The sequence below is a fragment of the Nocardia sp. NPDC052566 genome, assembly GCF_044547285.1.
Lineage (GTDB): Bacteria > Actinomycetota > Actinomycetes > Mycobacteriales > Mycobacteriaceae > Nocardia.
This window is the reverse complement of the sequence record NZ_JBIUAF010000006.1, coordinates 541,512-568,294: the sequence shown is the minus strand read 5'-3', so window position 1 is coordinate 568,294 and position 26,783 is coordinate 541,512. Positions and strand designations below refer to the sequence as shown.

22 protein-coding genes are annotated in these 26,783 nt (G+C 68.5%); 9 read left to right on the top strand and 13 right to left on the bottom strand.

Features of this window, described 5'->3' with window-relative positions:
• Nucleotides 1-94 precede the first annotated feature (94 nt).
• On the bottom strand, nucleotides 95-1,522 hold the full coding sequence (locus ACIG5A_RS32495; RefSeq protein ID WP_397247099.1) for an acyl-CoA synthetase: 1,428 nt from the start codon (nucleotides 1,520-1,522) through the stop codon (nucleotides 95-97).
• Nucleotides 1,523-1,671: 149 nt separating this feature from the next.
• On the opposite strand from ACIG5A_RS32495, the gene ACIG5A_RS32490 reads away from it, so the two are divergent.
• Together ACIG5A_RS32490 and ACIG5A_RS32485 are read left to right on the top strand one after the other, a co-directional pair.
• On the top strand, nucleotides 1,672-2,526 hold the full coding sequence (locus tag ACIG5A_RS32490) for an oxygenase MpaB family protein (RefSeq protein WP_397247097.1): 855 nt from the start codon (nucleotides 1,672-1,674) through the stop codon (nucleotides 2,524-2,526).
• A 306-nt stretch (nucleotides 2,527-2,832) separates the two neighbouring features.
• Complete coding sequence (locus tag ACIG5A_RS32485; protein WP_397247095.1) at nucleotides 2,833-3,561, top strand: hypothetical protein; 729 nt, start codon at nucleotides 2,833-2,835, stop codon at nucleotides 3,559-3,561.
• An 11-nt stretch (nucleotides 3,562-3,572) separates the two neighbouring features.
• On the opposite strand, the gene ACIG5A_RS32480 is transcribed toward ACIG5A_RS32485, so the two are convergent.
• Complete coding sequence (locus ACIG5A_RS32480) at nucleotides 3,573-4,205, bottom strand: TetR/AcrR family transcriptional regulator (protein WP_397247093.1); 633 nt, start codon at nucleotides 4,203-4,205, stop codon at nucleotides 3,573-3,575.
• Between the two features lie 172 nt (nucleotides 4,206-4,377).
• Between ACIG5A_RS32480 and ACIG5A_RS32475 the strand changes: the two genes are divergently transcribed.
• Nucleotides 4,378-5,250, top strand: a complete 873-nt coding sequence (locus ACIG5A_RS32475; RefSeq protein WP_397247090.1) for an oxygenase MpaB family protein — start codon at nucleotides 4,378-4,380, stop codon at nucleotides 5,248-5,250.
• A 3-nt stretch (nucleotides 5,251-5,253) separates the two neighbouring features.
• On the opposite strand, the gene ACIG5A_RS32470 is transcribed toward ACIG5A_RS32475, so the two are convergent.
• Both ACIG5A_RS32470 and pruA read right to left on the bottom strand, forming a co-directional pair.
• Nucleotides 5,254-6,162, bottom strand: coding sequence for a proline dehydrogenase family protein (locus ACIG5A_RS32470; RefSeq protein WP_397247985.1), 909 nt, complete (start codon nucleotides 6,160-6,162; stop codon nucleotides 5,254-5,256).
• A gap of 44 nt (nucleotides 6,163-6,206) precedes the next feature.
• Nucleotides 6,207-7,850, bottom strand: a complete 1,644-nt coding sequence (gene pruA / locus ACIG5A_RS32465) for an L-glutamate gamma-semialdehyde dehydrogenase (RefSeq protein ID WP_397247088.1) — start codon at nucleotides 7,848-7,850, stop codon at nucleotides 6,207-6,209.
• Nucleotides 7,851-8,053: 203 nt separating this feature from the next.
• Here pruA and ACIG5A_RS32460 point away from each other — a divergent pair, with 203 nt between their 5' ends.
• Entirely contained in the window at nucleotides 8,054-9,391 is a 1,338-nt protein-coding gene (locus ACIG5A_RS32460; RefSeq protein WP_397247085.1) for a S8 family peptidase, read from the top strand.
• Between the two features lie 9 nt (nucleotides 9,392-9,400).
• Nucleotides 9,401-9,628 carry a hypothetical protein gene (locus ACIG5A_RS32455; protein WP_397247083.1) on the top strand — a complete coding sequence of 76 codons (228 nt, stop codon included), beginning with the start codon at nucleotides 9,401-9,403 and terminating at the stop codon, nucleotides 9,626-9,628.
• Nucleotides 9,629-9,705: 77 nt separating this feature from the next.
• Here the strand turns inward: ACIG5A_RS32455 and ACIG5A_RS32450 are convergent, their stop codons facing one another.
• The 4 genes from ACIG5A_RS32450 to ACIG5A_RS32435 form a co-directional block, all read right to left on the bottom strand.
• Nucleotides 9,706-11,772, bottom strand: a complete 2,067-nt coding sequence (locus tag ACIG5A_RS32450; RefSeq protein WP_397247081.1) for a protein kinase — start codon at nucleotides 11,770-11,772, stop codon at nucleotides 9,706-9,708.
• 117 nt (nucleotides 11,773-11,889) lie between these two features.
• A complete protein-coding gene (gene dapC, locus ACIG5A_RS32445) occupies nucleotides 11,890-12,999 on the bottom strand; it encodes a succinyldiaminopimelate transaminase (RefSeq protein WP_397247078.1) in 1,110 nt (369 codons plus the stop codon).
• Nucleotides 13,000-13,005: 6 nt separating this feature from the next.
• Nucleotides 13,006-13,329: a ferredoxin gene (gene fdxA / locus ACIG5A_RS32440; protein ID WP_040738574.1), complete on the bottom strand. Its 324-nt coding sequence runs from the start codon at nucleotides 13,327-13,329 to the stop codon at nucleotides 13,006-13,008.
• A 230-nt stretch (nucleotides 13,330-13,559) separates the two neighbouring features.
• The gene (locus ACIG5A_RS32435) at nucleotides 13,560-16,148 is read right to left on the bottom strand and encodes a bifunctional FO biosynthesis protein CofGH (protein WP_397247075.1); all 2,589 of its coding nucleotides are present in this window, start codon (nucleotides 16,146-16,148) and stop codon (nucleotides 13,560-13,562) included.
• Between the two features lie 228 nt (nucleotides 16,149-16,376).
• On the opposite strand from ACIG5A_RS32435, the gene ACIG5A_RS32430 reads away from it, so the two are divergent.
• The 4 genes from ACIG5A_RS32430 (at nucleotide 16,377) to ACIG5A_RS32415 (ending at nucleotide 21,894) form a co-directional block, all read left to right on the top strand.
• Nucleotides 16,377-16,874, top strand: coding sequence for a PH domain-containing protein (locus ACIG5A_RS32430; RefSeq protein WP_397247073.1), 498 nt, complete (start codon nucleotides 16,377-16,379; stop codon nucleotides 16,872-16,874).
• Nucleotides 16,871-18,454 (top strand): PH domain-containing protein, encoded by a 1,584-nt coding sequence (locus ACIG5A_RS32425; RefSeq protein WP_397247071.1) that lies wholly within the window; start codon nucleotides 16,871-16,873, stop codon nucleotides 18,452-18,454. The genes ACIG5A_RS32430 and ACIG5A_RS32425 overlap by 4 nt, the downstream gene beginning before the upstream one ends.
• 424 nt (nucleotides 18,455-18,878) lie before the next feature.
• Nucleotides 18,879-20,651: an APC family permease gene (locus ACIG5A_RS32420; RefSeq protein WP_397247069.1), complete on the top strand. Its 1,773-nt coding sequence runs from the start codon at nucleotides 18,879-18,881 to the stop codon at nucleotides 20,649-20,651.
• Between the two features lie 100 nt (nucleotides 20,652-20,751).
• Nucleotides 20,752-21,894 carry a hypothetical protein gene (locus ACIG5A_RS32415; protein ID WP_397247066.1) on the top strand — a complete coding sequence of 381 codons (1,143 nt, stop codon included), beginning with the start codon at nucleotides 20,752-20,754 and terminating at the stop codon, nucleotides 21,892-21,894.
• Here ACIG5A_RS32415 and ACIG5A_RS32410 read toward each other — a convergent pair.
• The 5 genes from ACIG5A_RS32410 to ACIG5A_RS32390 all read right to left on the bottom strand — a co-directional run bounded on the left by ACIG5A_RS32410 (nucleotide 21,891) and on the right by ACIG5A_RS32390 (nucleotide 26,728).
• Nucleotides 21,891-22,331, bottom strand: a complete 441-nt coding sequence (locus tag ACIG5A_RS32410) for a hypothetical protein (protein WP_397247064.1) — start codon at nucleotides 22,329-22,331, stop codon at nucleotides 21,891-21,893. The two genes, ACIG5A_RS32415 and ACIG5A_RS32410, sit on opposite strands and share 4 nt — an antisense overlap.
• Nucleotides 22,328-22,486 carry a hypothetical protein gene (locus ACIG5A_RS32405; protein WP_397247061.1) on the bottom strand — a complete coding sequence of 53 codons (159 nt, stop codon included), beginning with the start codon at nucleotides 22,484-22,486 and terminating at the stop codon, nucleotides 22,328-22,330. Before ACIG5A_RS32405 ends, ACIG5A_RS32410 begins: the two co-directional genes overlap by 4 nt.
• Nucleotides 22,487-22,530: 44 nt before the next feature.
• Nucleotides 22,531-24,000 carry an amino acid permease gene (locus tag ACIG5A_RS32400; protein WP_397247059.1) on the bottom strand — a complete coding sequence of 490 codons (1,470 nt, stop codon included), beginning with the start codon at nucleotides 23,998-24,000 and terminating at the stop codon, nucleotides 22,531-22,533.
• A 101-nt stretch (nucleotides 24,001-24,101) separates the two neighbouring features.
• Entirely contained in the window at nucleotides 24,102-24,998 is an 897-nt protein-coding gene (gene mshB / locus ACIG5A_RS32395) for an N-acetyl-1-D-myo-inositol-2-amino-2-deoxy-alpha-D-glucopyranoside deacetylase (RefSeq protein WP_397247057.1), read from the bottom strand.
• Nucleotides 24,995-26,728, bottom strand: coding sequence for an ABC transporter family substrate-binding protein (locus ACIG5A_RS32390; RefSeq protein ID WP_397247055.1), 1,734 nt, complete (start codon nucleotides 26,726-26,728; stop codon nucleotides 24,995-24,997). Before ACIG5A_RS32390 ends, mshB begins: the two co-directional genes overlap by 4 nt.
• Nucleotides 26,729-26,783 lie beyond the last annotated feature (55 nt).

Genomic DNA, 26,783 nt, shown 5'->3' with positions numbered 1-26,783 from the left:
GCTCTGGGCTGATCGAGCGATCCCCCTGCCCCGCGGTGCGCGTTCGGCGCACGTGATCACGCTAAGACCCGAAGCCGGGTCGAGGTCAATACCGTCAGCTCAGCAGTTTTTTCTGCACCTTGCCCATGGCGTTGCGCGGGAGCACGTCGACAACGCGGATCTCGCGTGGGCGCTTGTGTACCGAAAGTTGTTCGGCCACATGATCGATCAGGTCTTTCTCGATCGAATCGGGATAGGCGCCGCGCGGCACGACGAAGGCGACGATGCGCTGGCCGAGATCCGCGTCGGGCAGGCCGACCACCGCGACCTCGGCGACCATCGGGTGTCCGAGCAGTACCGTCTCGACCTCCCCCGCGCCGATCCGGTAACCGCCGGACTTGATGAGGTCCACCGATTCCCGGCCGACGATGCGGTGGAAGCCGCTCGCGTCGATGACGGCGACGTCACCGGTCTTGAACCAGCCGTCCTCGGTCCACTCGGCGGCGGTGGCATCGGGGCGGTCGAGATAGCCGTCGAACAGCATCGGGCCGCAAACCTGAAGTGCGCCGACACTTTCACCGTCGTGCGGTACCTCGGCGCCCGCTTCGTCGCGCAACCTGGTCCGCACGCCGAGCACCGGGGTGCCGACCCAGCCGGGGCGGCGCTCGCCGTCGACCCGGGTGGACAGCGTGATCATGGTTTCGCTCATCCCGTAGCGCTCGATCGGCGCGTGGCCGGTGAGCTCGCGCAGGCGCTCGAAGACCGGCACCGGCAGCGGCGCACTGCCGGAGATCAGCAGCCTGGCATCGGCCAATTGCTTTGCCAGATCTGGTTCTTCGACGATGCGCGACCACACGGTCGGCACACCGAAGTAGAGGCTGCCCTCGGCCGCGGCGTAGGCCTGCGGCGTCGGCTTGCCGGTGTGGATCAGCGGGCTGCCCACCCGCAGGGCGCCGAGCACGCCGAGGACGAGGCCGTGCACGTGGAACAGCGGAAGCCCGTGCACCAGTACGTCGTTGGGCGTCCAAGCCCAGGCGTCGGCCACCGCGTCCAACCCGGCGGCGACCGCGGCACGGCTCAGCACCACCCCCTTGGGCAGGCCGGTAGTTCCCGAGGTGTAGAGCACGAATGCCGTTGTGGCCGGGTCGGGTTCGGGATAGGTGTGCCAGGAGCGGGCGTGCACGCGCACCGGAACCACCGGCAGCTCGGAGCCTTCGGGCGCCTTCCCCAGCCAGGCCTGCGCACCGGAATCGCCGAGTATGTGCGCCATTTCGGCGGTTCCCGAATCCGGCGGCACCGGAACGGCCGTGACACCGGCGATCAGGCAGCCGACGACCGCGAGCACCGTGGTCACCGTCGGCTCGGCGAGTATCGCGACCCGATCGGCGCGGGCGACGCGTTCGGCCACCGAGGTCGCCGCGCCGAGCAGGTCACTGCGCGACAGCGTCACCCCATCGATGGTGACCGCATTCGGGATATCGGCCCCCGCGGCGACGGCGGCGGGGTTCAGGGAACGAAGCAGCAATGACGGACCGAAGGACACCCGGCCCACGCTACTTCGACGCCGCCCACACGCCCACTCCGCCCAGCGTGCGGACCCGATTCCGGCCGGAATGTGATGGTTGACACTCCCACCGAGGCGGTGAGAAAGTTGGTGCATATCTTTCTCAGCGACGAGAAATGGGGTCGACGATGACCAGCCCGCTCCGCCTGCCGGTACCCGAGCCCGAGGTGCCGGAGCAGTTCGATATCGCGCAGTTCATCGACGGTATCGCCGGATTCCTCGGCGGCACGGCCAATGTCATCATGCAGCTGAGCACGCCGCCGGTCGGCTACGGCGTGGTGGAGAGCACCGTCGACAGCGGCAAGGTGATGCTGCACCCGATCAAGCGGCTGCGCACCACCCTCACCTACCTCTCGGTCGCCATGCTCGGCACCGCGGACGAACGCGCCGCCTATCGCGACGCGGTCAACACCTCGCACCAGGCGGTGCGGTCGAATGCCGCGAGCCCGGTGAAATACAACGCCTTCGACCCGAAATTGCAGCTCTGGGTGGCCGCCTGCCTGTACTGGGGCGCGCAGGATATGTACGAGCGGATGCACGGCCCGATGGACGAGGTCACCGCCGACTACTTCTACCGAAGCGGCTCCCGCCTCGGCACCACGCTGCAGATGCGCCCCGAACAGTGGCCGGCGGATCGCGCCGCCTTCGCGAAATATTGGGACGAGAACCTGGCCGCGACCATCATCGACCCGCCGGTCCGCGACTACTTCAACGACCTCATCGACCTCAAGATGCTGCCCCGCCCGGCCCAGCTCGCCTTCGGCGCGGTGCACCGCTTCTTCGTCACCGGACTGCTGCCACCGCACCTGCGCGAGGAAATGGGCATGACCTGGGATCCGGCCGACGACCGCAAACTCGACCGCATCCTGCGCGCACTCGGCGCGGTGAACGAACGAATCCCCAAGCAGGCCAGAATGTTCCCGTTCAACGCCTACCTGCTCGACCTGCGCCTGCGCCGCCGCCTCGGCCTGCGCCTGGTGTAGCGACGCGAACGCCCGGCACCGGATCCGGCGTCCGCCGAAGTGCGCGCAACCGCCGCCCTCGCGTGCGGCTGTCCCGAGCGCCCGCCGGAACCACGAGCGTCGACAGCACAGCAACCCAGCCGCAACCGCGTGTCGTACCCAGCGATCCCCGTCGCCTCGAGGTTATCTCGACTCCAGTGCCGATGCCGGGTCACCGGAGGCCGAAGCCAGGAGGAAACGATGGGCTATCGAGCAGCACACCTAGCGTCGAGTACGGCGGGCGACCGAGCAACGCGGCAGGGGGCGAACACCGCGGCAGCTCGCGCAGTGCCTGCGACCAACTACCGGGCGGCGGGGCTGGCAGTGGCCACCGTCGGCGCGTGTTTGACGATCTTCGCGGCTGCCGCGGGCGCGGAGTCTGCCGAGCCCGCGCCGGTACCGGAGCGCACGGCGATCTCGCTGCGGTCGACCCTCGGCGTCCACTGGGGCACCGACAACGAGCACGAACCGCGCAGCGGCCTGTCGCTCACCAAGCTGTACCTGGCCGATTACGCACTGCGGCACGGCGACGCGGCGAGTTCGAGCACCGATCGCGAACTGGCCGAGCGGATGATCCGCTACTCCGACGACGCCGCCGCGGCGCTGATGGCGGCGCGCTATCCGCGCGCGATCGACGAGATCGCCGCCGAATACCGGCTCACCGAGACGCATGCGGGGCCGGATTGGGGTTCGGCGTCCACCAGCACCGCGGACATGGCAGGTTTCCTGGAGAACAAGCTGCGCACCGATCCGAGCTCACCGCTGTTCGAATGGATGGCGTCGGCGGGCTCGACCGCCGCGGACGGCACCGAACAGGATTGGGGCACAGCGCGATTGCCCGCCGTCCTCGGCACCAAGTGGGGCTGGTCCGACATCGGCGAGCCGGAGGTGGCCTCGGCCTCCTACGGCCCCGGCTTCGCGGTCACCGCGCACACCAGGGGCACGGCCGCCGAGCAGACCGCCGACGTGCTCGACGCCATCCCCGCGATGGCGCACCAGCTACTCGGCACGCACTAGCGCCGCGCGGATCAGCGAACCCGGAACGACACCACCACGTGGTCGCGGGCGAAGCGCCGCGCGGCATCGTCGTCACCGAGCGGGATCACTGTCTGCGGTGTGAGCGCCAGCGACAGCGCGGTGCGCGCGATCATCTCGGCCAGCGGCTCCGGATCGTAATCGGGCAGTTTGCCTTCCCGCTGCAGCCGCGCGATGAACTCGGCCAGGTAGTCGCGGCCGAGCTCGATCACCGGCGCGCCGCGCACGGTGAGATAGGGCAGCACGATCTCGGGTTCGGTCTGCAGCAGCCGGTCGAGCAGTTTGTTGCCGCGCAGTCCGTTCAGGAAGGCGACGAACAGCTCGACGATTTGATCCTCGGCGCTGGCGTCCTGATCGATCTGTTTCTGCAGCGCACCGTCGACGTTCGCGATGAACTGGCGCGCCTGCCACAGCCCGACCGCCTGGATCAGGTCGGTCTTGCTCGCGAAGCGGCGATACAGCGTGGCGAGCGAGAGCCCGCAGCGCCGGGCCACCTCGACCATGCTGGTGCGCTTGATGCCGAAGTCGAGGAACGCGAGCAGCGCGGCGTCGAGCACCGGCGCCTGGTTGCGGTCCTCCGGTTCGGTGTTGCGCACCAATTGCAGCAGTCGGGTCAGCCTCGCCATAACACCCACCCTATCCGCGCGATTGAAACGATGACGCTTCCAGCTTCGCATAACATCAGCGCGTGGCGAGAGTGATTGACACGACCTCGAGGCGATGAGAGAGTTGGTGAGAAATCTTCTCATCCGCTCGCTCAATCACTGAGCTGGCGGCCACAGAAAGACGAGGTCAACGATGACCGCCCCGCTGCGCATCGCCGAGCACGAGCCGGACCCGAGCACTCAGGTCTTACCCTTCACGCCGGAGTCCATCCAGGAGTACATGGACGGCGTCGCGGCCTTCCTCGGCGGCACCGCGAACGTGATCATGCAGCTCAGCCTGCGCCCGGTCGGCCGCGGCGTGCTGGAGAGCACCGTGGACAGCGGCAAGATCACGCTGCATCCGGTCAAACGCCTGCGCACCACGCTCACCTACATCGCGGTCGCGATGATGGGCTCCGACGAGGAGCGCGCCGTCTACCGCGACGCGGTCAACCGCGCGCATCGCCCGGTGCGCTCGACCGCGGCGAGCCCGGTGAAATACAACGCCTTCGATCCGAAACTGCAACTGTGGGTGGCGGCCACCATCTACTGGGGCATGGAGGATCTGTACACCCGGATGCACGGGCCGATGGACGACGCCACCGCCGAGGCGTTCTACCAGTACTGCGCCAGGCTCGGCACCACACTGCAGATGCGCGCGGAGATGTGGCCTGCCAATCGTGCCGAGTTGTTGCCGTGGTGGGAGCAGACGCTGGCGCAACACCGGATCGAACCCGCGCTGCGCGAATACTTCGACGGCATCATCGATCTCGAAATGATGCCGCGCCCGGTGCGATTCACCTTCGCCCGATTCCAGCGGTTCGTGGTCACCGGCCTGCTGCCGCAGCACATGCGCGACGAGATGCGCATGACCTGGACCGCTGACGATCAGCGCCGGTTCGACCGGATGCTGCGCGCGATCGCGGCGGTGCACAGCCGACTCCCCAAGCAGGCCAGGTTGTTTCCGCTCAATGCCTATCTGTTCGACATGCGCCTGCGGATCAAGCGCGGTAAGCCACTGGTCTGACCGTCAGGATTTGCTGACCAGGGCACGGAGGAAGAAGCCGAGGTTCGCCGGGCGCTCGGCGAGGCGGCGGGTCAGGTAGCCGTACCACTGGGTGCCGTAGGGGATGTAGACGCGCATCGCGTACCCGGATTCGGCCAGCCGCAGCTGTTCGGCGGGCCGAATCCCGTAGAGCATCTGATGTTCGAAACGGTCGGCGCCGCGGCCGGTTTCGATGGCGAGACGCTCACCGGCCAGGATCGCCACCGGATCGTGCGAGGCCACCATCGGATAGCCGTCGCCGCGCATCAGCAGCTCCAGGCAGCGCAGATAGGAGTCGGTCACCTCGCTCGCCCGCTGATAGGCGACGGTATGTGGTTCTCGATAGGCGCCCTTGCACAACCGGATTCGCGATCCCGCACCGGACAGTGCGCGGCAGTCGGCCTCGGTGCGATGCAGATAGGACTGCACGACCGCACCGAGCCAAGGGAATTCGGCGCGCAGCTCGCGCACCGCCGCCAAGGTGGCGTCGGTGGTGGTGTGGTCCTCCATATCGACGGTGACCCACACCCCGGACTCGGCGGCCTTGGTGCACAGCGTGCGCAGATGCTCGGTGGCGACGGCCGGGCCGTACCCCGGCAAGGCCTGCCCGAGCGCGGACAGCTTCACCGACACCTCGACCACCGCAGCCGCTACCGGTTCGGGAAACTCCGATGCCAGCGCGGACAGGTCGTTGATCAGCGAAAGGTATTCCGCCACCGTGGCATCGGCCTGTGCGCTGTCGGTGGTGTTCTCGCCGAGGAAGTCGACGCTGATCATCCGGCCGCTCGCGAGCAGGCCGCGCACGACGGGCACGAGCTCGTCCCTGGTTTCCCCCGCGACGAAGCGGCGCACGATCTCGGCGGTGACGGGTACGCGGGTGAGCGCCTGTTTCATCCGCGGCGATGCGGCCGCGGCGAGAATGACCGGTCGCAGCGGGTTCACCCCGCCCCTCCCGCCATGTGCGGATAGCGGTGATCCGTTGGCGGAACGAAGGTTTCCTTGATCGTGCGCGGCGCCACCCAGCGCAGCAGGTTGAGCGGTGAGCCCGCCTTGTCGTCGGTACCGGAGGCGCGGGCGCCGCCGAACGGCTGCTGGCCGACCACCGCGCCGGTCGGCTTGTCGTTGATGTAGAAGTTGCCCGCCGCGAATCGCAGTGCGGCGCCTGCCTGTTCGACCGCGTTGCGGTCCTGGGCGAATACCGCGCCGGTCAGCGCGTACGGCGCGGCCGATTCCACCTCGGCGAGAACGGCGGCGAAAGCGCCCGGTTCCGCGTCGTCGTAGACGTGCACCGAAAGGATCGGCCCGAAATACTCGGTGGCGAACGATTCGTCGTGCGGATCGTCCGCGAGCAGCACGGTCGGCCGGACGAACCAACCCTCGCTGTCGTCGTAGGTGCCGCCGACCGGGATGGTGAGCCCGGCGGACCTGGCCCGTTCGATGGCGGCGACGTTCTTGTCGTAGGCGCGCCGATCGATCAGCGCGCCACCGAAATTCGTCAGATCGGCCACGTCGCCGTAGGCGAGCCCGGCGGTCAGGTCGAGGAACTCGTCGCCCATGGCGCGCCACACCGAGCGCGGGATATAGGCGCGGGAGGCGGCCGAGCACTTCTGGCCCTGATATTCGTAGGCGCCGCGAATCAGCGCGGTGCGCAACGCATCCGGATCGGCCGAGGGGTGCGCGACGATGAAATCCTTGCCGCCGGTCTCCCCCACCAGTCGCGGATAGCCGTGGTAGCGGCCGATATTCGCGCCGACCTGCTGCCACAGATACTGGAATGTGCTGGTGGAGCCGGTGAAATGGATACCGGCCAGCCGCGGATCGGTGAGCGCCACCTCCGACAGCGCGATACCGTCGCCGGTCACCATATTGATCACCCCGGGCGGCAGGCCCGCCGCCTCCAGCAGTTTCATCGTGTAGAACGCCGACAAGGTCTGTGTCGGTGACGGTTTCCAGACCACGGTATTGCCCATCAGCGCGGGCGCCGTCGGCAGATTCCCGGCGATCGCGGTGAAGTTGAACGGCGTGATCGCGTAGACGAACCCCTCCAGCGGCCGGTATTCGAGCCGGTTCCACACCCCGGCGCTCGACATCGGCTGCTGGGCCATGATCTCGCGCGCGAAGGTCACATTGAAACGCCAGAAGTCGACCAGCTCGCACGGCGCGTCGATCTCGGCTTGATAGGCCGTCTTGGATTGCCCCAGCATCGTTGCGGCGGCGATGGTTTCCCGCCACGGCCCGGCGAGCAGATCGGCCGCGCGCAGCAGGACCGCGGCCCGCTCGTCGAACGGCATGGCGCGCCAGCCCGGCGCCGCGGCGATCGCGGCATCGATGGCGCTCCGCGCCTCCGAATGCGTGGTGTCGGTGTAGGTTCCGAGCACCTGCCGATAGCGGTGCGGCGCGACGATCTCGTGCCGTGTGCCGATCCCCGGCCGATGCTTACCGCCGACCACCAGCGGCACTTCGACGGACTGCCCGGAAATTTCGGCGAGCTTCGCGACGAGCAGTTCGCGTTCCCTGCTGCCCGGTGCGTACGAGTGCACGGTCTCATTGGCGGGAATGGGGACTACCGTGACAGCGTCCATACCCCAGGTTATCGCTGTTCGCGCCGCAGGGGCGCACCCCGGCGCACCACTGATCATCGTGTCGGACCGGCGATCGGCCCGCTATGTCGAACCGGGCACGGCGTCGCCTCCACTACCGACACGCCATCCCTGTTCTGCGCGTCGGCCGTGAATTTCGCGCGTCCGACCGGAACGTCGGCCGCGATACCGGCAATATGTCCATCATGCGCGTGCTGATTGAGCTTCGCCCGACTGTCGATTTGATTGCCGCAGTGGCCGATCCGGCGGCAACGGTCGCACCGGCAGATCTCGTCGACGACCTGCCCCATGTAGAGCTCGACCTGTCCTACGCCCCCGTTGTCCTGCCGAAACCGGCGCCGAGACCGGGCGAACCGGAGCTGATGAGCTACTCCACCTCGCCCGCGCACGCCTCGGTGGTGATCCGAGGAGAGATTCCCGATGCGCACCTGGCGCGGGCCCTCCCCCGACTGTCCACGGCACCCGCCGTACTCGGCATTTTCGCGGACCCGATCATCGAAACCATCCTCACCTGCGGCGACACCGCGGCCGTCGGCAACTGGCACGACGTGGGAACGCGGCTGCGCGCCACGGATCTGGCGGCGGCCGGGCTCACCGGCAAGTCGGTCGCGGTGGCCATCGTCGACACCGGTATCAATGCCGCGCACGTCGAACAGGTTCGCGGCGCGCCGGTGACCATCGATCGGAACCGCAGCTGGAACCCCTCGGGCGTCACCGGAACACCCGGCCGCTTTCCCGTCGACCACGGCACCATGTGCGCGTTCGACACGCTGATCGCCGCACCGCAGGCCACCCTGCTCGATCTTCCGGTGCTGCGCAGCACCCGGCGCGGCGGCACGGTGATGGAGGGGCTGCTCTCCGACGCGCTCGCCGGCTACGCCCATCTGCGCACGGTGCTGACCGATCAGCCCGCCGAGTCGCGGGCGCTGGTGATCAGCAACAGCTGGGGTTCGTTCTCGCCGCAGTGGGATCTGCCGGTCGGGCAGCCGGGCAACTACTCCGACAATCCGTCGCACCCGTTCAACGTCATCGTCGGTTCGCTCGAAGCCGCGGGCGCCGACATCGTTTTCGCGGCGGGCAATTGCGGGCGCGACTGCCCGGACGGGCGCTGCGCATTCCCGGATCGTCCCATCACCGGCGCGAACTCCCATCCGAGCGTGCTGAGCATCGGCGGCGTCGACACCGCGGGTGCGCGGGTCGGCTACTCCTCGCAGGGGCCGGGGCGGCTGTCCGCGCAGAAGCCCGATGTCTGCGCCTACACCCATTTCCTCGGGTCGACGGCCTTCGGCGCCACCGAACCGGATACCGGCACCTCGGCCGCCTGCCCGGTCGCGGCGGGGGTGATCGCGGCGGTCCGCACCGAGTGGCCGGCGACCGCACTGCCACCGGCCCGGCTGCGAGACCTGTTGCGGCGCACCGCGACCGACCGCGGCGACGCGGGATTCGACTACGACTACGGATATGGCACCATCGACACCGCGGCACTGCTCGACGGGCTGCGCGGGGCGGCGAACCGCGCGTAGCGTGGAGACATGCCGTTGCTCACCATCCGGCTGCCGCGGAACGCGACGCTCGCCGTCGCCCTGCGGACGCTGGGGCTCGCCGAGCGTGACGTCGATATCGCCTTCGGCCTGATCGCCGTCGACCCCGTCGAGGGACTGTTCGCCCTCCGGGTCACCGAATCGGCGGCGACCCGCCTGACCAACGGGAACCATCAGGTCGAAATCTTCGCCGACCCACCCATCGAACCGACGCCGTAGATCCGCGAGCGTGCAACCGCGCCGGTGCTACTCGAACGACGCCGCCGTTATTGCACACTCGACACCCACGCCAGTGGTTAGAAGGGGGCGGGGTGCCACCACTGTTGGTAGATGTCTTCGAAGGTGTGGCTGGGCCAGCTCACCTCGATCAAGATCCGTCCACGTGTCGAGTTACGGACCCGGGTCAGTAGCGGGAATGTGGCATGGTCGGGCGCTTGGTAGACCAGTAGTCTGCCGCCCTCGACGGCCCTGCTCCCGGAATCCGCGAGCTCGTCCACCTCGACCGCGAGATACCCGTCGATATCGCCCGCCGCGGCGAACTCCGAATACCTGACCTGGACGCCGTCGCGGTCAGTACACGCCAGCTGGTGTGTCGGCGGTGGATCGGTCGGCCCGGTGATCGGCGCGACCTCACCACAGCTCGCACCGCGCCACCCGGTCTCTTCGGGACTTCCCGGAATCAGCTCCGGGAAGGCGTCGGCGATGGATTGACTCGCACCCCATGGTGCCGCCGGGGCGGGCGGGGACGGCTGCCCCGGATCGGCGGCCGGAGCGAGCGGTGTGCCACCTTCCCTGGCCGCGACGATGACCACGACGAAGCCGAATACGGCGATCGCGGCGGCGATGGCCCTGCGCCGCCGGATCTTTCGCTCACGTGGCGAGCGCTGGCGACCGGAATGCGGCGCCGCCGCCGGAGGCGTTCCCGCCGCCCCGGGCGCGAACTGTTGCCCTGATACGGACCCGACCGCGGCATACTGCCGATCGGGCACCGCGGTTGCCGTGTGCTGCCGACCCGATGCCGACCCCGGCAGAACAAACTGCTGGCCCAGCGCGCCCACCGGACCAACCTGCTGACCCGCCGCCGGTCCTTGCGGAACGAACTGCTGCCCCGGTGCGCCTACAACACCGATCTGCTGCCCCGTCGACCCTTGCGGAACGAACTGCTGTCCTGGCGCACCCACATCACCAACCTGCTGACCCGGAGCGGCCCCGGCTGGACTGAACCGTTGTCCTTGCGAACCTGCCGTCGTGAAGTGCTGTCCGTGCACACCGGCCGGACTGAATGGCTGCCCCGACGGCCCGACTGGAATGTGCGGCCGACCTGACCCTGGCGAATGGAACTGATCCACCGGCCCGCCGGTCGAGGCGAACTGCTGGCCCGGCGACGCAGCTGGATTGCTCTCTGGCACAGGGCCGCTCGGCGCACGGTGTCTGCCCCGCGTGGCGTGCTGCTGCGAGTCGGCGTTCAGCGGCATCTCGTGTTCGGCGATCATCGGTCGCGCGGCCTGCTGTGTCGGCGCGGTCCTGCGGTCGGCCAGCGCTTCCGCGGCGGCGTCGGCGAATTCGGCGCAGCTGGTGAAGCGGGCGTCGGGGCGCTTGGCCATCGCCTTGGCGATCACCGCATCGATCGCGGCAGGCAGGCCCGGTGCGGCCGCGCTCGCGGACGGGACCGGACGCTGGAGGTGCGCGGTGACGATCGTGCCGGGATTGGTTGCCGCGAAGGGGGTTTGGCCGGTCAGTAGCGCGAACAGGGTGGCGCCGAGTGCGTACTGGTCGGCGCGGTGATCGAGCGGGTGTCCCGAGAGTTGTTCGGGCGAGGCGTAAGCCAGCGTCGCGACAAAGGTGCCGGTCTTGGTGAGGCCGTGTGTCTCGTCGCGCAATCGGGCAATGCCGAAGTCGGACAGCAGCACTCGGTCACCGCCGCGCACCGGTGTCAGCAAGATGTTGGCGGGCTTCACATCCCGGTGCAGCACGCCGCGTTCGTGGGCGTAGTCCAGCGCGTCGGCGGTCTGCCCGACGATGCGCACCGCACGCGCCGGATCCATCGACGCACCGCGGAATTCGGCCGCGTCGGAGCCGTCGACGTACTGCATCGAGATCCACAACTGGTGATCTTCGACGCCGCGGTCGTACACCGCGACGATATTCGGGTGGTCCAGCCGCGCGGCCACATCGGCCTCACGCTCGAATCGCAGCCGCAGTTCGTCATCGGCGTAGAGCTCGCGGCCGAGCAGTTTCAGGGCGATCGAGCGCGGCAGCCGCGGATGCGCCGCGAGATAGACCGTCCCCATGCCACCCTGACCGAGCACGCGCTCGATCCGGTATCCGGCGAACATCGCACCGGCGCCGAGCGCCGCCTCCATCACTGAACCTTTCGCCGATCGTCACCGCAGGGGCCGCGGGCATCGGTCGGGTCGACGAACGGCCGAGCCGAGTCTATCGGTCGCTCGGTACCGCGGGCACGACGGCAGGTCGCGCCTTCAGTGGGCTTTCAGGCGCTCCGCCGCGGCGGCGATACGCTCGTCGGTGGCGGTGAGCGCGATGCGCACGTGCTCCGCTCCGGCGGGCCCATAGAAGTCACCGGGGGCGGCCAGGATGCCGCGCTCGGCGAGCCAGTCCAGGGTGGTGCGGCACGGTTCGCCGCGGGTCGACCACAGGTACAGCCCGGCATCGGAGTGATCGATCCGGAATCCGGCCCCCACCAACGCCTTTCGCAGCACTTCCCGGCGGGCGCGGTAGCGCTCACGCTGTGCCGCCTCGTGCGCGTCGTCGCCGAGCGCGGCGGTCATCGCGGCCTGGATCGGGAACGGCATGATCATGCCGGAATGCTTGCGCACCTCGAGCAGCTCGGCGACCAGCCCGGGATCACCGGTGACGAACCCGGCGCGGTAACTCGCCAGGTTCGAAGTCTTGGACAGCGAGTGCACGGCAAGCAGATTGGTGTGATCCCCGTCGCACACCTCGGGATCCAGGATCGAGATCGCCCGACCTTCCCAGGCCAGCCCCAGGTAGCACTCGTCGGATGCCACGATCGCGTCGCGTTCCCGCGCGAACGCCACCACCTTGCGCAGATGCTCGACGCCGAGCACCTTGCCGGTCGGGTTCGACGGCGAGTTCACGAAGATCAGCGCGGGCGACTGCGGCCCGAGCTGGGTGAGCCCGTCCGCGCGCAGCAGTTTCGTGCCCGCGAGCAATGCGCCGACCTCGTAGGTCGGGTACGCCACCTCGGGGATGACGACCAGGTCGTCCGCGCCCAGGCCGAGCAGCCGGGGCAGGCCCGCGATCAACTCCTTGGTACCGATCACCGGCAGCACGGCGGCCGGGGCGATTCCGGTGATCCGGTACCTGCGGGCGAGCGCGTCGATCACCGCCGCGCGCAGTTCGGGGGTGCCGTGCGTGGCCGGGTAGCCGGGCACCGACGCGACCGAGTTCAGCGCGGTGCGGATCAGCGGGTCCACCGGATCGACCGGGGTGCCGACCGAGAGGTCGACTATCCCGTCCGGATGCGCTGCGGCCTCGGCCTTCGCCGAAGCGATGGTGTCCCAGGGGAAATCGGGCAGCAGCGAGCTGACCCGGCCACGCGATGACACGTCAGATCACTCGCTCGCCATGGGCGGCAGTTCCTTGATGAACGGCGGGTCGTAATCGACCTGGCCGACCTTGGTCGCGCCACCCGGGGAACCGAGTTCGTTGAAGAAGTCGACGTTGGCGTTCACGTAACCGCTCCACTGATCCGGGGTGTCGTCTTCGTAGAAGATCGCCTCCACCGGACAGACCGGCTCACACGCACCACAGTCCACGCACTCGTCGGGATGGATGTACAGCATGCGGCCACCCTCGTAGATGCAATCCACGGGGCATTCCTCGATGCACGCCTTATCCTTCACGTCAACGCACGGTTCAGCGATGATGTACGGCACAGCCGTTCTCCTAGTCTGTCCTCACCTCAGGATTACTCCGCCCGCGCAACAGTATCCCGGCACCCCACACGTTACTACCGGTCAGCCTGCCCTAACTCGATCGGTGTGGCAGATGACCGAAACATATCGCGACGGTGACGTCTCATCCTCGGTGACTTGCCGATAATTACCCGCATGACCCGGTCCGCGGCCGGCAGTGGCCGCGGACCGGGCGTGGAAAGCCGCGTTGACTATCCCCCTATCAACGGCAGCGCCGAAACCTTGTGCGCCGGTACGCCGTAGGTGGTGGTGCGTTCGCGCGCGGGACGGCCGATGCCCTCGGCGATATCCCGCAGCTCCGCGACGGTCTTGGCGGAGCCGTGCTGCGAGCCCGCCATCCGGGAGATGGTCTCCTCCATCAGGGTGCCGCCGAGATCGTTGGCGCCGCCGTTGAGCATCAGCCTGGTGCCGGTGGTGCCCAGCTTCACCCAGCTGGTCTGGATGTTGTCGATACGGCCGTGCAGCATGATGCGGGCCAGCGCGTGCGCGGCGCGGTTGTCCCGGATGGTCGGACCGGGGCGAGCCGCGCCCGCCAGGTACAGCGGCGCGCTCTGATGCACGAACGGCAGCAGTACGAATTCGGTGAAACCGCCTGTCTCGTCCTGGATTCCGCGCAGCACCCGCAGGTGGCCGACCCAGTGCTTCGGGCTGTCCACGTGGCCGTACATCATGGTCGAGCTGGATCGCAGGCCGACCTGATGCGCGGTGGTGATCACCTCGATCCACGCCGAGCTCGGCAGCTTGCCCTTGGTGAGTACCCAGCGCACCTCGTCGTCGAGGATCTCCGCCGCCGTGCCGGGGATGGTGTCGAGGCCGGCCTCCTTCAGCGCCGTCAGCCACTCGCGGATGCTCTCGCCGCCGCGCGACGCGCCGTTGACGATCTCCATCGGGCTGAACGCGTGCACATGCATCGACGGCACCCGCTGCTTCACCGCGCGCACCAGATCCGCGTAGCCGGTCACCGGCAGATCGGGATCGATACCGCCCTGCATGCATACCTCGGTGGCGCCGTCGACATGCGCCTCCCATGCCCGGTCGGCGACCTCGTCCATGCTCAGCGTGAACGCGTCCGCATCGCCCTTGCGCTGGGCGAACGCGCAGAAGCGGCAGCCGGTGTAGCAGATGTTGGTGAAGTTGATATTCCGGTTCACCACATAGGTGACGTCGTCGCCGGCGGTGTCGCGGCGCAGCTGATCGGCCAGCGCGGCAACCGCTTCCAGATCCGCGCCGTCCGCGGTGGCCAGCGCCAAATATTCGGCGTCGGTCAGCCCGGCCGGATCGCGTTCGGCCGCGCGCAGCGCCGCGAGCACGTCGGCGTCGAGGCGCTCGGGCGCGGCGGTCGCCAGGTCGCGCGCCTGTTCGCGGATGGTGTCCCAATCGCCGAACGCGCCGACGACATCCTCACCGAGCGCCGAATCGCTGCGGCTCTCGGTATTACGGCCCTCGGTATCGATCGCGGTATTGAGGTCGACGCGCCCGGCGGATTCCCAGGACACGTCCGGTTCCTGCCACGGCAGCCCGACCGGGATCGCGTCCGGATTCGCCAGGCCGGTCGCCGGATCGGACAGCGCGGCGACGTGCGCGCCGATCCGCGGATCCATCCACGGATTGCCCGCACGCACGTACTTCGGGTGCGCGGAAGTGCGCTCGACCAGCTGATAGCCCGCCGCCTCGGTGATCTCGCGCAGCGTGTCCAGGTTCGGCCACGGACGCTCGGGATTCACATGATCGACGGTGACCGGCGAGACGCCGCCCCAGTCATCGATACCCGCCTCGATCAACGCGACGCAGTCCTGGTGCGACACCAGGTTCGGCGGCGCCTGCACCGGCACGTCGGGACCGAGCAGCAGCCGGGTGACCGCGACGGTGGCCAGGAATTCGTCGATGCCCGCGTCCGGCACATCGCGCATGGCGGTGTCGTCCTTGGCACGGAAGTTCTGGATGATCACTTCCTGGATATGCCCGAATGCCTTGTGCACCTTGCGAATCGCCATGATCGAGTCGGCGCGCTCGGCCATCGTCTCGCCGATGCCGACCAGGATGCCGGTGGTGTAGGGCACCGAAAGCCTGCCCGCGTCGGTGATGGCGCGCAGCCGCACGGCGGGGTCCTTGTCCGGACTTCCGTAGTGGCAGTTGCCTTTTTCGGTGAACAACCTGGTCGCGGTGGTCTCCAGCATCATGCCCATGGACTGCGACACCGGCTTGAGGCGGGAGATCTCCTCCCAGCTCATCACGCCGGGGTTCAGGTGCGGCAGCAGGCCGGTCTCCTCCAGCACCATGATCGATACCGCGCGCAGGTAGTCGATGGTGGAGTCGTAGCCGCGTTCGTCGAGCCACTGCGCGGCCTCCGGCCAGCGGTCCTCCGGCCGGTCACCGAGGGTGAACAGCGCTTCCTTACAGCCGAGTGCGGCGCCGCGGCGGGCGATGTCGAGTACCTCGTCGGGCTCCAGGAACATGCCCTTGCCCTCGGCGCGCAGCTTGCCCGGCACCGTGACGAAGGTGCAGTAGTGGCACTTGTCCCGGCACAGCCGGGTCAGCGGAATGAAAACATTGCGCGAATAGGTGATCGTCTTCGGACGACCGGCCGACTCCAGTCCGGCATCGCGCACCCTGGCGGCGCTGTGGCACAGATCCGCGAGATCGTCGCCGCGTGCGTGCAGCAGCACCGTGGCCTCGTCCACGTTCAGTGTCACGCCGTCGCGAGCACGCCGCAGCGCCCGGCGCATGGCCGACGGTGAAGGCGGTGCCGACGGAACACTGGGGGTCGCTAGCTCAGTCACAGCCGCGCCTCGCTGCCGTTGGGCTTCGCCGGGACTGGAAGTGCTGTGTCTTTGATTCCCTCGCTGGGCTCGCTCACACCTTCGATCATGCGCTACCCATCCCGAACTGTCTCCCTCCAGTGGTTGTGAGTGGGGACAACCGCGGGCCGCGCCACTCTATTCCGATCCGGATCGGTCGCCGCGCACGGCACACCACCCGATCACGCGAGTTCGTGGAACCATGGCAGCATGTCGCAGCCGCGCACGATCATGGCCGATCCGGCCTGGCGTCCAAGCCCCAAGGCGAAACTGTTGTGGACCCTGCAGGCGGCGCTGTCCTGGGTTGTCCCGTTCGTCGCCGAAATCGTCTGGGTGGTGGTCGACTCCGGCCATCGCGGCGCGCAGCTCGCGGTGGTCGTGGTCACCCTGGTGCTCGCCGTGCTCAATATCGCGGTGGTGCCGTGGTGGCGCTTCGCGGTGCACCGCTGGGAGATCACCGACGAGGCGGTGTACACCCGCGTCGGCTGGATCACCCAGGAGAGCAGGGTGGCGCCGATCTCGCGGGTGCAGACCGTCGACACCGAACGCGGGCCGCTGGAGCGGCTGCTCGGGCTGGCGACGGTGACCGTGACGACCGCGTCGTCGGCGGGCGCGGTGCAGATCTCGGCGCTGGACCTACCGGTCGCCGAGCAGACCGTCACCCGGCTGACCGAGATCGCCGCCAGGCACCGCGGTGACGCGACATGACCGAGACCGATCCCGCCGCCGTACCGGAGACCGGCCAGCCGTGGCTGCGCCTCGACCCGCGAATGCTGTTGGTACATCCGGTCACCGAGGTGGTGCGCTATATCCCGGTGCTGATCGGATCGGTCATCGTCGGCGCCCGCGCGGAGAATCCGATGTGGAGCCTCATCCCGCTGGTGCTGATCGTGGGGTTCGCGCTGAGCAGGTGGTTCACCACCACCTATCGGGTCGGGCCCACGCATGTCGAACTGCGCACCGGGCTGATCCAGCGCAAGCGGCTCGCGGTGCCGCGCTCGCGGATCCGCTCGGTGGATATCGAAGCGGATCTGCTACACCGGGTGCTCGGGCTCGCCGTGCTCGCCATCGGTACCGGGCAGCAGGCGGACAAGGGCGACAAGTTCAAGCTGGACGCGCTCGACGCCCGGCTGGTGCCGCAGTTACGCGGGGAGCTGCTCGCACATACCGCTGTCACCGAAGGCGTTGCCGGACAGGCGATTTCCAATGCCACACCCGACGCGTCCGCGGCGCGTGGGCGGGAAATCGGGCATTGGCGACAGGAGTGGGTGCGCTACGCGCCGCTGTCGCTGACCGGTTTCGCGATCTTCGCGCCGATCGTCGGCCTCGCCTTCCAATTCGGGCTCGGCGAGGTGATCTTCCGGTCCGACGCGGTGCACAGCGTCGAGAACGGCAGCGCGCTGTTCATCGCCGGCGTGATCGGCGCGCTGCTCGTCGCGCTGGTGCTGATCGTCAGCCTGGCCTCGTGCCTGCGCTATCTCGCGACGTATTACGGCCTGCGCGTCATCGACGACGGCACAACACTGCACCTGCGCCACGGCCTGTTCACCAAACGCCAGATCACCATGGACCTCAAGCGTTTCCGCGGCGCGACCGTGAACGAACCGCTGCTGCTGCGCCTGGCGGGCGCCGCCGAACTCGAAGCGATCATGACCGGCGAGAAGCCGCGCGTGAAGATCCTGCCCCAGGCGCCGCGCGCCGCCGTCGATCACACGCTGGCACACCTGTTGGCGCCCAACGGAACCCAGCACCCCGACGCGGTCCGAAATCCCGGCGTCGACATCGCAAAGCACAGCGGCACAGCACAAGCAGCGCCAGGCGTGGTTCCGCTCATCCAGCACGGACCGGTCGCCCGGCGACGCAGGTACATCCGCACCCTGGTTCCGGTATTCGCGCTGGCTATCCTGCTGATCGCCGGTCTCCTTGCGGGCGTGAACTTCTCACCGTGGTGGTTGCTGCTGCCCGCCCTGCTCGTCCCCCTCGCCATCGCCCTCGCGGAGGACCGCTACCGCGGCCTCGGCCACGCCGTACTCCCCGCCACGGCCACCGACCCCACCTGGCTGGTCACCCGATCCGGCTCCCTCGACCGCGACCGCGACTGCCTCGAATCCCCCGGCATCATCGGCTGGACCGTCCGCCAAACCTTCTTCCAGCGCCGCGCGGGCATCGCCACCGTGGTCGCCGCCACCGCCGCGGGCAAACGCCGTTACCTCGTCATCGACATCCCGATCGATCAAGCTTGGGCACTCATAGAGACCGTCACCCCCGGCCGCCTCGGCGCCCGCTGACACCGGGCCTCGGATCGTAGTCGGCGTCCCGCGTGACGGTCGGGATGCCGTGGGCCGGTGCGCTCGCGGCGATCCGGATCATCCGTTGTCTCAGTAGGCATTTCCCGCAGCACGTCGCGCGATCATTGCCTCGGCGTGCGCCGACAACCGGATAGAACGGTGCTGTGCGACATGGGCCACGGCGCTCCGACTCTCAGGTGATCTCGACTCTCAGGTGATCTCGAGGGCGGCAAACACTGCAGAACGCGTTCGGAGAGCAGCCGGGCTGAGCGCGCACTACCGCGACGGGTCACCGGAGACACCGGATCGTCGGGTGTCGCTCAAAGGTTGCTAATGAGCAAGGGCGTTGAATGGGCGAGTGGTCGAGACAGCGGCTTCGGGCCCCGATGGATTACCGGCGGTTGCCGATCGCCGGGTGCGGCGGATGCAGCGGGGGGATAAGTACCGGCTGACCGCCGTTGGCGGGTTGGCGGCGTTGTCGCTGGATGCGCTGTCGAGCGTGGCGTATGGACCCGAGGCGATCGTGCTGGTGCTCGTCGCGGGTGGTGCCGCGGCGGTTTCGTGGACGCTGCCGGTCGCGGTCGCGATCGCCACGCTGTTGCTGGTACTGGTGCTCTCGTATCGTCAGGTGATCGCGGTGCATCCGGATGGGGGTGGGGCGTATGCGGTGGCGAAGAGGCATCTCGGGCGGTGGGCGAGCCTGGTGGCGGCGGCCAGTCTGGTGGTCGACTATGTGCTGACCGTTGCGGTGAGCCTCGCGGCCGGGGCGGCCAGTGTGGCGAGCGCGTTTCCGGCGCTGGCTGATCATTTGCTGGCGGTCACGCTGACCGGGCTTGCGGTGCTGACCGTGATCAATCTGATCGGGGTGGCGGAATCGGCGAAAGTGCTGATGGGGCCGACGATGCTGTTCATCGTCGTCATCGTCGCGGTGATCGTCACCGGATTGCTGCGGCCGACGCCGCTGGCCGAGATCGGCACCGACCTCGGGCCGCTCGATCCGATCGAGGCGATCGGAATCGTGCTGCTGCTCAAGGCCTTCGCGGCGGGTTGCTCCTCGCTGACCGGTGTCGAGGCGATCGCCAACGCGGTGCCCGCGTTTCGCACCCCCGCGGTGCGCCGCGCACAGCACACCGAGGTGGCACTCGGCGCGCTACTCGGCGCCATGCTGCTCGGCCTGGCCTGGTTGATCCGCGAACATCACGTGGTGCCGCGCGGTGATGTGACCATCCTGGCCCAGCTGTCGGCCGCGGCCTTCGGCACCGGGTGGCTGTTCTATCTCACCAATCTCGCGGTGACCCTGGTGCTCGTGCTCGCCGCCAACACCAGTTTCGGCGGCCTGCCCGTATTGCTTTCGCTGCTGGCCAAGGACCGCAGGGTGCCGTCACTGTTCGCACTGCGCTCGGAGCGGCCGGTGTTCCGCTACGGCGTCGGCGCGCTGGCGGGGCTCGCCGGACTGGTACTGACCGTCGTCGGCGCCGAAACCCACCGGCTGCTGCCGGTTTTCGCGATCGGCGTCTTCATCGGCTTCACCATCAGCCAAACCGGCCTTGTGCTGCACTGGTATCGCGAACGCGGCACCGGATGGTTCCCGCGCGCCGCGCTCAACGGTTTCGGCGCGGTGCTCACCTGCGTCGCCGGTGTGGTGCTGCTCGCGGAGAAGTTCACCGAGGGCGCCTGGCTACTGCTGATCATCGTCCCGGCACTGGTCGTCGATTTCGCGCGCACCGAGAGGTACTACCGCGGCGTGGCCGAGCAACTGCGTCTCGGCGAGATCCCGCCGCGGCCACGCCAATTGTCGGATACCCAAGCGCTGGTGGTGGTTCCGGTGGTCGCGATGAGCGAGGTCACCGCGCGTGCCCTGCAGGCGGCGCTGCGGATGCGCGGCGAAATCGTCGCCGTCGCCGCGGAAATAGATCCGGACGCGGTCAAACGCCTGAGCGACCAATGGAAGGAATGGGATCCGGGCGTCCGGCTGAAGGTACTGCCGTGCCCGCACCGCAGCCTGGTCGCCACCCTGGTCGGCTATGTCCGCGCCCAGACCGTCAAGGACCGCCACGTCACCGTGCTGCTGGCCCATGTCGAGGCCGCCCACTGGTGGCAACGACCGCTGCACAACCCACGCGGCCCGGTGCTCACGGCGGCGCTGCGCGCACGCACCGACGCCATCGTCGCCACCCTCCCGATTCGGCTGGACTGACCGGTACGGTTCGCTCAACGAACCGAATACGTTTCGCGCGCAACGACTTCGGCGATACCGAGATGTTGAACACCGATCGGTATCTACTCGGGGGGCAGTGATGAAACGACGGTTCGCCGCCGCGATCGCAATGGCAGCCGCGCTGTGCGGCGTACTCGGTTGCGCGAGTAAGCCGGAGCCGCAGACGCTCCCACTGCCGAGCCCGGCACCGAGCACGGTCGCTCCCGAACCGCTGCCGCCACTGCGCCGTCCCGACCTCTACGCCTACATCACCGACGACGAACTGAAGGTACGAGAAGGCGCACACCTTCTGGTTACCGTGCCGGGCACATTCACCGCCGCCTCCGATCTCGGCTTCACCACCGATCACGAATTCGTCTACTGGCGCGAAGCACAACCGGACGGCACGACCACCCTGGCGGCGGTGCGGCTGGACCGGCCCGACGAGACGATCAGGATTGCCTGCGGCGCTTGCGGCACCATCCTGCCGAGCACGGGCGCCAGGCTGGTGTGGCACGGCGCCGACGCCGAAACCATTACCCGAGTAGATCTTTTCTCGCCCGAACGCCGTCCCGAGGAGTGGCGGACACTCCCGCCGGGGATGCGACCGGGCAGGCCACCCGGCGGTATCGGCCGCACCACCGTCTGGCTGCTCGCCAGCCGCGGTGACCGGCTCCTGTTGAGCCGCACCTTCGCCGACTATCCCGCTCGCACGGTGACCAACGACCTGTTCACGATCGAGCAGGACGGCAGCACACGGAACTATGGCCGCCTGGCCGGGGTGAACGGCTTCACCCAGCGGGCGATGTTCAACCCGGACGGCACCCAGGCCGTGGTGTTCGCCGACCCCAGCGGCGGCGCCGACAGCAACCCGTGCGTCCGAACCACCGCCGCCCTCCTCGACCTCGCCGCGGGCACCTACCGCACCACGGCGCCGAAGGTCGACGACTGCGCCATCCCCACCCGAATCCGTTGGCAGCGTGACGAATTGACCATCACCCTCGACACATGGCGCGGCGGCGGCACCACCCAGCAGGTCGAGCGCACCACCCGCTGGCAGTACCGCGACCAGAACTGGTCACCCGAACCCGATCCCAATCTCATCGACCGGGACCGGACCCGTGCCGGCAACACGGTCGAGCTGACGAGCAAGACCCATCAGGGCCCGTTCTACCTGTATTTCCACACCAGCCGGGAAATCACGTTATGGGCGAACAACGTCCACGCCTTCGCCATCGGTTAGCGACCGCGCCGCGGCGCCGCGTTGATCCGCGCGTAGACGAACGCCAGGGGTGCGAGGAGGCCACAGACGAGCAGAAGCAGTGTGCGCCAATCGCTGCCGAGCATGACGTCGCCGCCGGGGCCGGTGGTGAGGCAGAACAGGAAGCCGAAAGCCCATACGCCCAAGGGCAGGAACAGCACCGGCAACCGGTCGGTCAGCGAGCGCATGCCGAGGAGCAGCAGCACGTTGATCACGCCCGCGAGCAGCGCGCTGACCGGGAAGGCCAGCGTGCCGAGGTAGAGCGGCAGGAACAGCACCTCGAGCGCGAGGGTGATCACCGCGTCGACCACCAGCAGCACCATGATGATCGGGCCGAGGGCCGCGAACGCGCCGGCGCGGAATTGGTCGCGGGCCAGGGCCGCGGGCGCGTTGCCCGTCGGATCGTCGACGGCCGTCACGGCACCGGCGGGTAGCCGAGGAGGGTCAGCAGGTGGCTCTGCATGTCGACGAACGCGTACAGCACCGACATGTACAGGTCGTGCTGCGCGGGCCAGTTGGGCTTCATGCTCTCGACGAAGGCCACGATGGCGTCTTGGACCGACCAGTTGTACACGGATCGAGTCTATTCCGCCGATTCGGCCAGCGGGGCGCGCATGATCACTTCTCCCCGTCGACCGGGAGGTTGGCGACCACCGGGAACTCACCGGTGTAGCCGAGGCGCTGCTCGGCGATCGCGAACACCCGCTTGCGCGCGGCGAACCAGCCGACGATCAGCATCGGGATGATGATGACCAGCGAGGCCACCGTCCAGGTGCCGACCGGATAGTCGAACCCGGTGAGGACGACCACGAAGAATAGGAACACCAGCGTCAGCAGCCCGGTGTAGGGCGCACCGAACATCCGGAAATCGGGGCGCTTCAGCTTGCCCTGCTTCCACCAGCGCCACAGCTGCAGCTGGCACAGCACGATGGTGGCCCATGAGGCGACGATGCCGAGCGAGGCCATGTTCAGCACGATCTCGAAGGCACGCTCCGGCACCACGCCGTTGAGCCCGATACCGAAGAGCGCGATCAGGCTGGTGAGCAGGATGCCGCCGTAGGGCACGCCGTTCTTGCCCATGACACCGGTGAACTTGGGCGCGCTGCCGTTCATCGACATCGAGCGCAGGATGCGACCGGTCGAGTACAGGCCCGCGTTGAGGCTGGAGAAGGCCGCGGTGAGCACGACGATGTTCATGACGCTGCCGATGCCCGGCACGCCGAGCGCGCCGAAGAAGGTGACGAACGGGCTCTCACCGGACTTGTAGCTGGTGTAGGGCAGCAGCAGGCCGAGCAGCACCAGCGAGCCGACATAGAACAGCGCGATGCGGGCGATCACCGAGTTGATGGCGCGCGGCATGATCTTGGCCGGATTCTCCGTCTCGCCCGCCGCGGTGCCGACCAGTTCGACGGCCGCGTAGGCGAACACGACACCGGAGGTGACGACAACCAGCGGCAGGATCCCGGTCGGGAACAGCCCGCCGTTATCGGTGATGACGCTGGGCCCGGTCTGCGCGCCCTGCACGGTGAACCGGCCGAGCAGGAAGACGGTGCCGATGACCAGGAAGGCGCACAGCGCGGTCACCTTCACCAGCGCGGCCCAGAATTCCATCTCGCCGAACCACTTCACCGATACCAGGTTCACGCTGAGCACGATGATGAGCGCGATCAGCGCGAGCAGCCACTGCGGGATATGCGAGAAACCGGCCCAGTAGTGGAAATACTGGGCGATAGCCGTGGTGTCGGCGATGCCGGTCATCGACCAGTTGAGGAAGTACATCCAGCCAGCGACGAAAGCGGCCTTCTCACCGAAGAACTCACGGGCGTAGGAGACGAACGAGCCCGAAGAAGGCCGGTGCAGCACCAGCTCGCCGAGCGCGCGCAGGATCAGGAAGACGAAGATGCCGCAGACCGCGTAGACCAGAAAAAGGCCAGGTCCTGCGCTATGGAGTCGGCCGCCCGCGCCGAGGAAGAGGCCGGTGCCGATGGCGCCGCCGATCGCGATCATCTGTAATTGACGTGGCTTCAGGCTCTTGTGATATCCGTGGTCCTCAATACTGAGGTGAGACCTGTCGCCGACCGCCGTCATGAACCGCTACGCCCTTCACATCGATGTCCTGGGATGAATGCACGGTACAGGTCGCGAAAAATCGACACGACAGCAACCCTCAGGCAATGCTAATGCGCCGCTCAGGAACCGGCGAGACCGGCGAGCAGATCGTGCTCGCGGCCATCGGGGCCCGACGGTCCGCGCACGCCGCGCACCAGCACGTAGTGCTCCTCCGGCAGCACCGGCTGCGCCACGTTGTTGGACAGCGCGAATTCCCGCCCCGACGGCGCCACCGTCACCTGTGTGGCGTGTGCCCGCAGCGCCGCCCGCTTGGCGGCCAGCCCGTCGGACACGTCGATGGTGGTGGTCACCGTGTGGCTCGGCACACTGGCCAGCTCGCCCTCGGCGGGCAGCCGCCAGCCGCGCGGCAGTGCACCGGGCAGGCTGTCCACCGTGCGCCGCGCCAGCGCGGCGGTGTGCAGGCGCAGCATGTCGGCGTCGGTCACCGTCCAATAGAACTTCGGTATGTCCCAACCTCTTTCGGCCGCCGCCTCGACCGCGGCCGTCGCCACCTCGTGCGCACGGATGTGGTCGGGATGGCCGTAGCCGCCGCGCGGGTCGTAGCCGATCACCACCCGGGGCCGCAGCTCTAACAGCACCTCGACGAGTGCGTCCACCGCGGTATCACCGGAGTTGACGAAGGCGCGCGGGTTCGCGGCGGACGGTGTGCCCGCCATACCGGAATCGCGCCAGCGGCCCGCGCCGCCGAGGAAGCGCGGTGGCGCGGCATCCAAAGCGGCGAGCGCCCTGGTCAACTCCAGCACGCGGTAGCCGCCGAGCTGATCGGCGTGCGCGGCGGTCAGCCGGGACCACTCGTCGCCGATCACCTCGCCCTCTTCACCGAGTGTGCAGGTGACCACGGTGACCGGCACGCCGAGCCGGCGATAGTGCGCGATGGTGCCGCCGGTGGTGATGGATTCGTCGTCCGGGTGGGCGTGCACCAGCACGATGCCGTGCGTATCCGAGGCGGCCGTCACGGGATCCTGCGCCACATGGCCGCGTCACCGAAGATGCCGACCTGGATGGCTCCCCGCAGCGCGGCGCCGTCCACCCGCGGCCCCGACGCCGCGACGACGTTGTCCTGCACGATCGGCAGCACCGTCGCCAGTGCCCACAGCTTCGGCTCCGCCTCGGCGAGCGTGCGCCCGACCTCGATGCCGCGCAGCGCCTCATCGATCGCGGGCTGCAACGTCGGATCGCACACGCCAGAGATGTTGCTGGGCGCACGTTTTGCCGCCTCCACGGCCGGTTGCGTCGTCCCGTCGCGCACCGGGGTCTCCACCGGCGGGCAGCCGTAGCGAGAGGCCAGCTCGGTGGCCGGGTCCGAGCCGGCGACCTCCCAGCCGACGATCGCATCGATACCGGCGTCGGCGAGTTCCTTGCCGTACAGCTCGTCCGCGGCGACGCTGCGCACGCTGGCATCTATTCCGGCACTGCGCAATTGGTCCGCCGCGGTATTGGCGACGGCGAGCGAGGTGTTGTCACCGATCACCGCGCCGATCCGGATGACAAGGGACTTACCGTTTTTCGCGACCGGTCGCGGCCGCGGCGCGGGCGAGGTCGGCGAGGTGACCGGCGGCGGCTCCGGTGCGCGACCGAACCCGGCCTCACCGAGCAGTGCGAACGCCTCCTCGGCGGGCGGACGCGGCGGTGCCGTCGGTGCGTAACCGGGATCCGAGGGCGCGAGCACCTGCGCGCGCACCGGCTCGACCCAGCCGCCGGTCTGCGCGCCGACGGTGGCGAGCAGTGCGGGATCGAGCAGCGCGAGCACCGCGCGGCGCACCCTCGCATCGCTGAGATCGCCTGTGCGCCCGTTCAATACGAATTGCAGCTCGCGTGACTGCGGCATGATCGCTGTCCGCACCGACGGTATCGCCGCCAGCTGCGCCTGGGTCGCGACGCCGCCGTGTACCAGCGCCATCTGGGTGTCACCGGTGCGCAGCGAGTCGGCGAGCTGCGCCGGAGTTCCGCCGCGGCGCAACAGGATCTGATCCGGTGCGGCCGGGGTGCCCCAGTAGCGGTCGTTGCGTTCCAGCAGGATCTCGTCGCGGCCGCGGTCGACCGATTTGATGTCGAAGTTGCCGCCGGACACCGGGATCTTCTCGATCAGCCCGCGCGCGAAACCGCCGGGCGAATCCTTCACCAGGTGTGAGGGCAGCAGATTCGTGAACAGCTCGCGCCACGCCGGATACGGCTCGGTCATGGTGACCGTGACCGTCTTACCGCCGCCGGAGGATCCGACATCCGAAATGTGGCGGTACCCAGCGGGATCCACCACACCCGGCTGGGTGGTCATCTGCTGCCACAGGAACCGGAAGTCCTCCGCGGCGATCGGCGCGCCGTCGGACCAGTTGGCCTGATTGCGCAGCGTGTAGGTGATGGTGAACGGCTCCTGCGCGGTGACATCGGCCGAAACCATCAGCGCCGTATCCGGTACCCAGTCGGTGGCGCCGGGCACCGTCGGACTCGGCACCGGCCGGAACGGGCTCGGCAGCACCATCGACGCCACCGCGGCGGTGGCCGCCGACTGATCGGAACGCAGATGCGGATTGAATCCGATCCCGATGTCGTCGATGGCCACCACGACGGTGTTCTTTCCCGGCTTGGCCGGTGTCGTCTTCGGGCTGTCCGTGCTCTCGATCGGCGGCGGCGGATTCGCGGTGCAGCCGGCGAGCACCGACATCGATGCCGCCACGACAACAAGCATCGCGCGCCACCTCGCGCGGTTCCCCGAGCTCACCACGCTGCGAAGCCTACCGCGC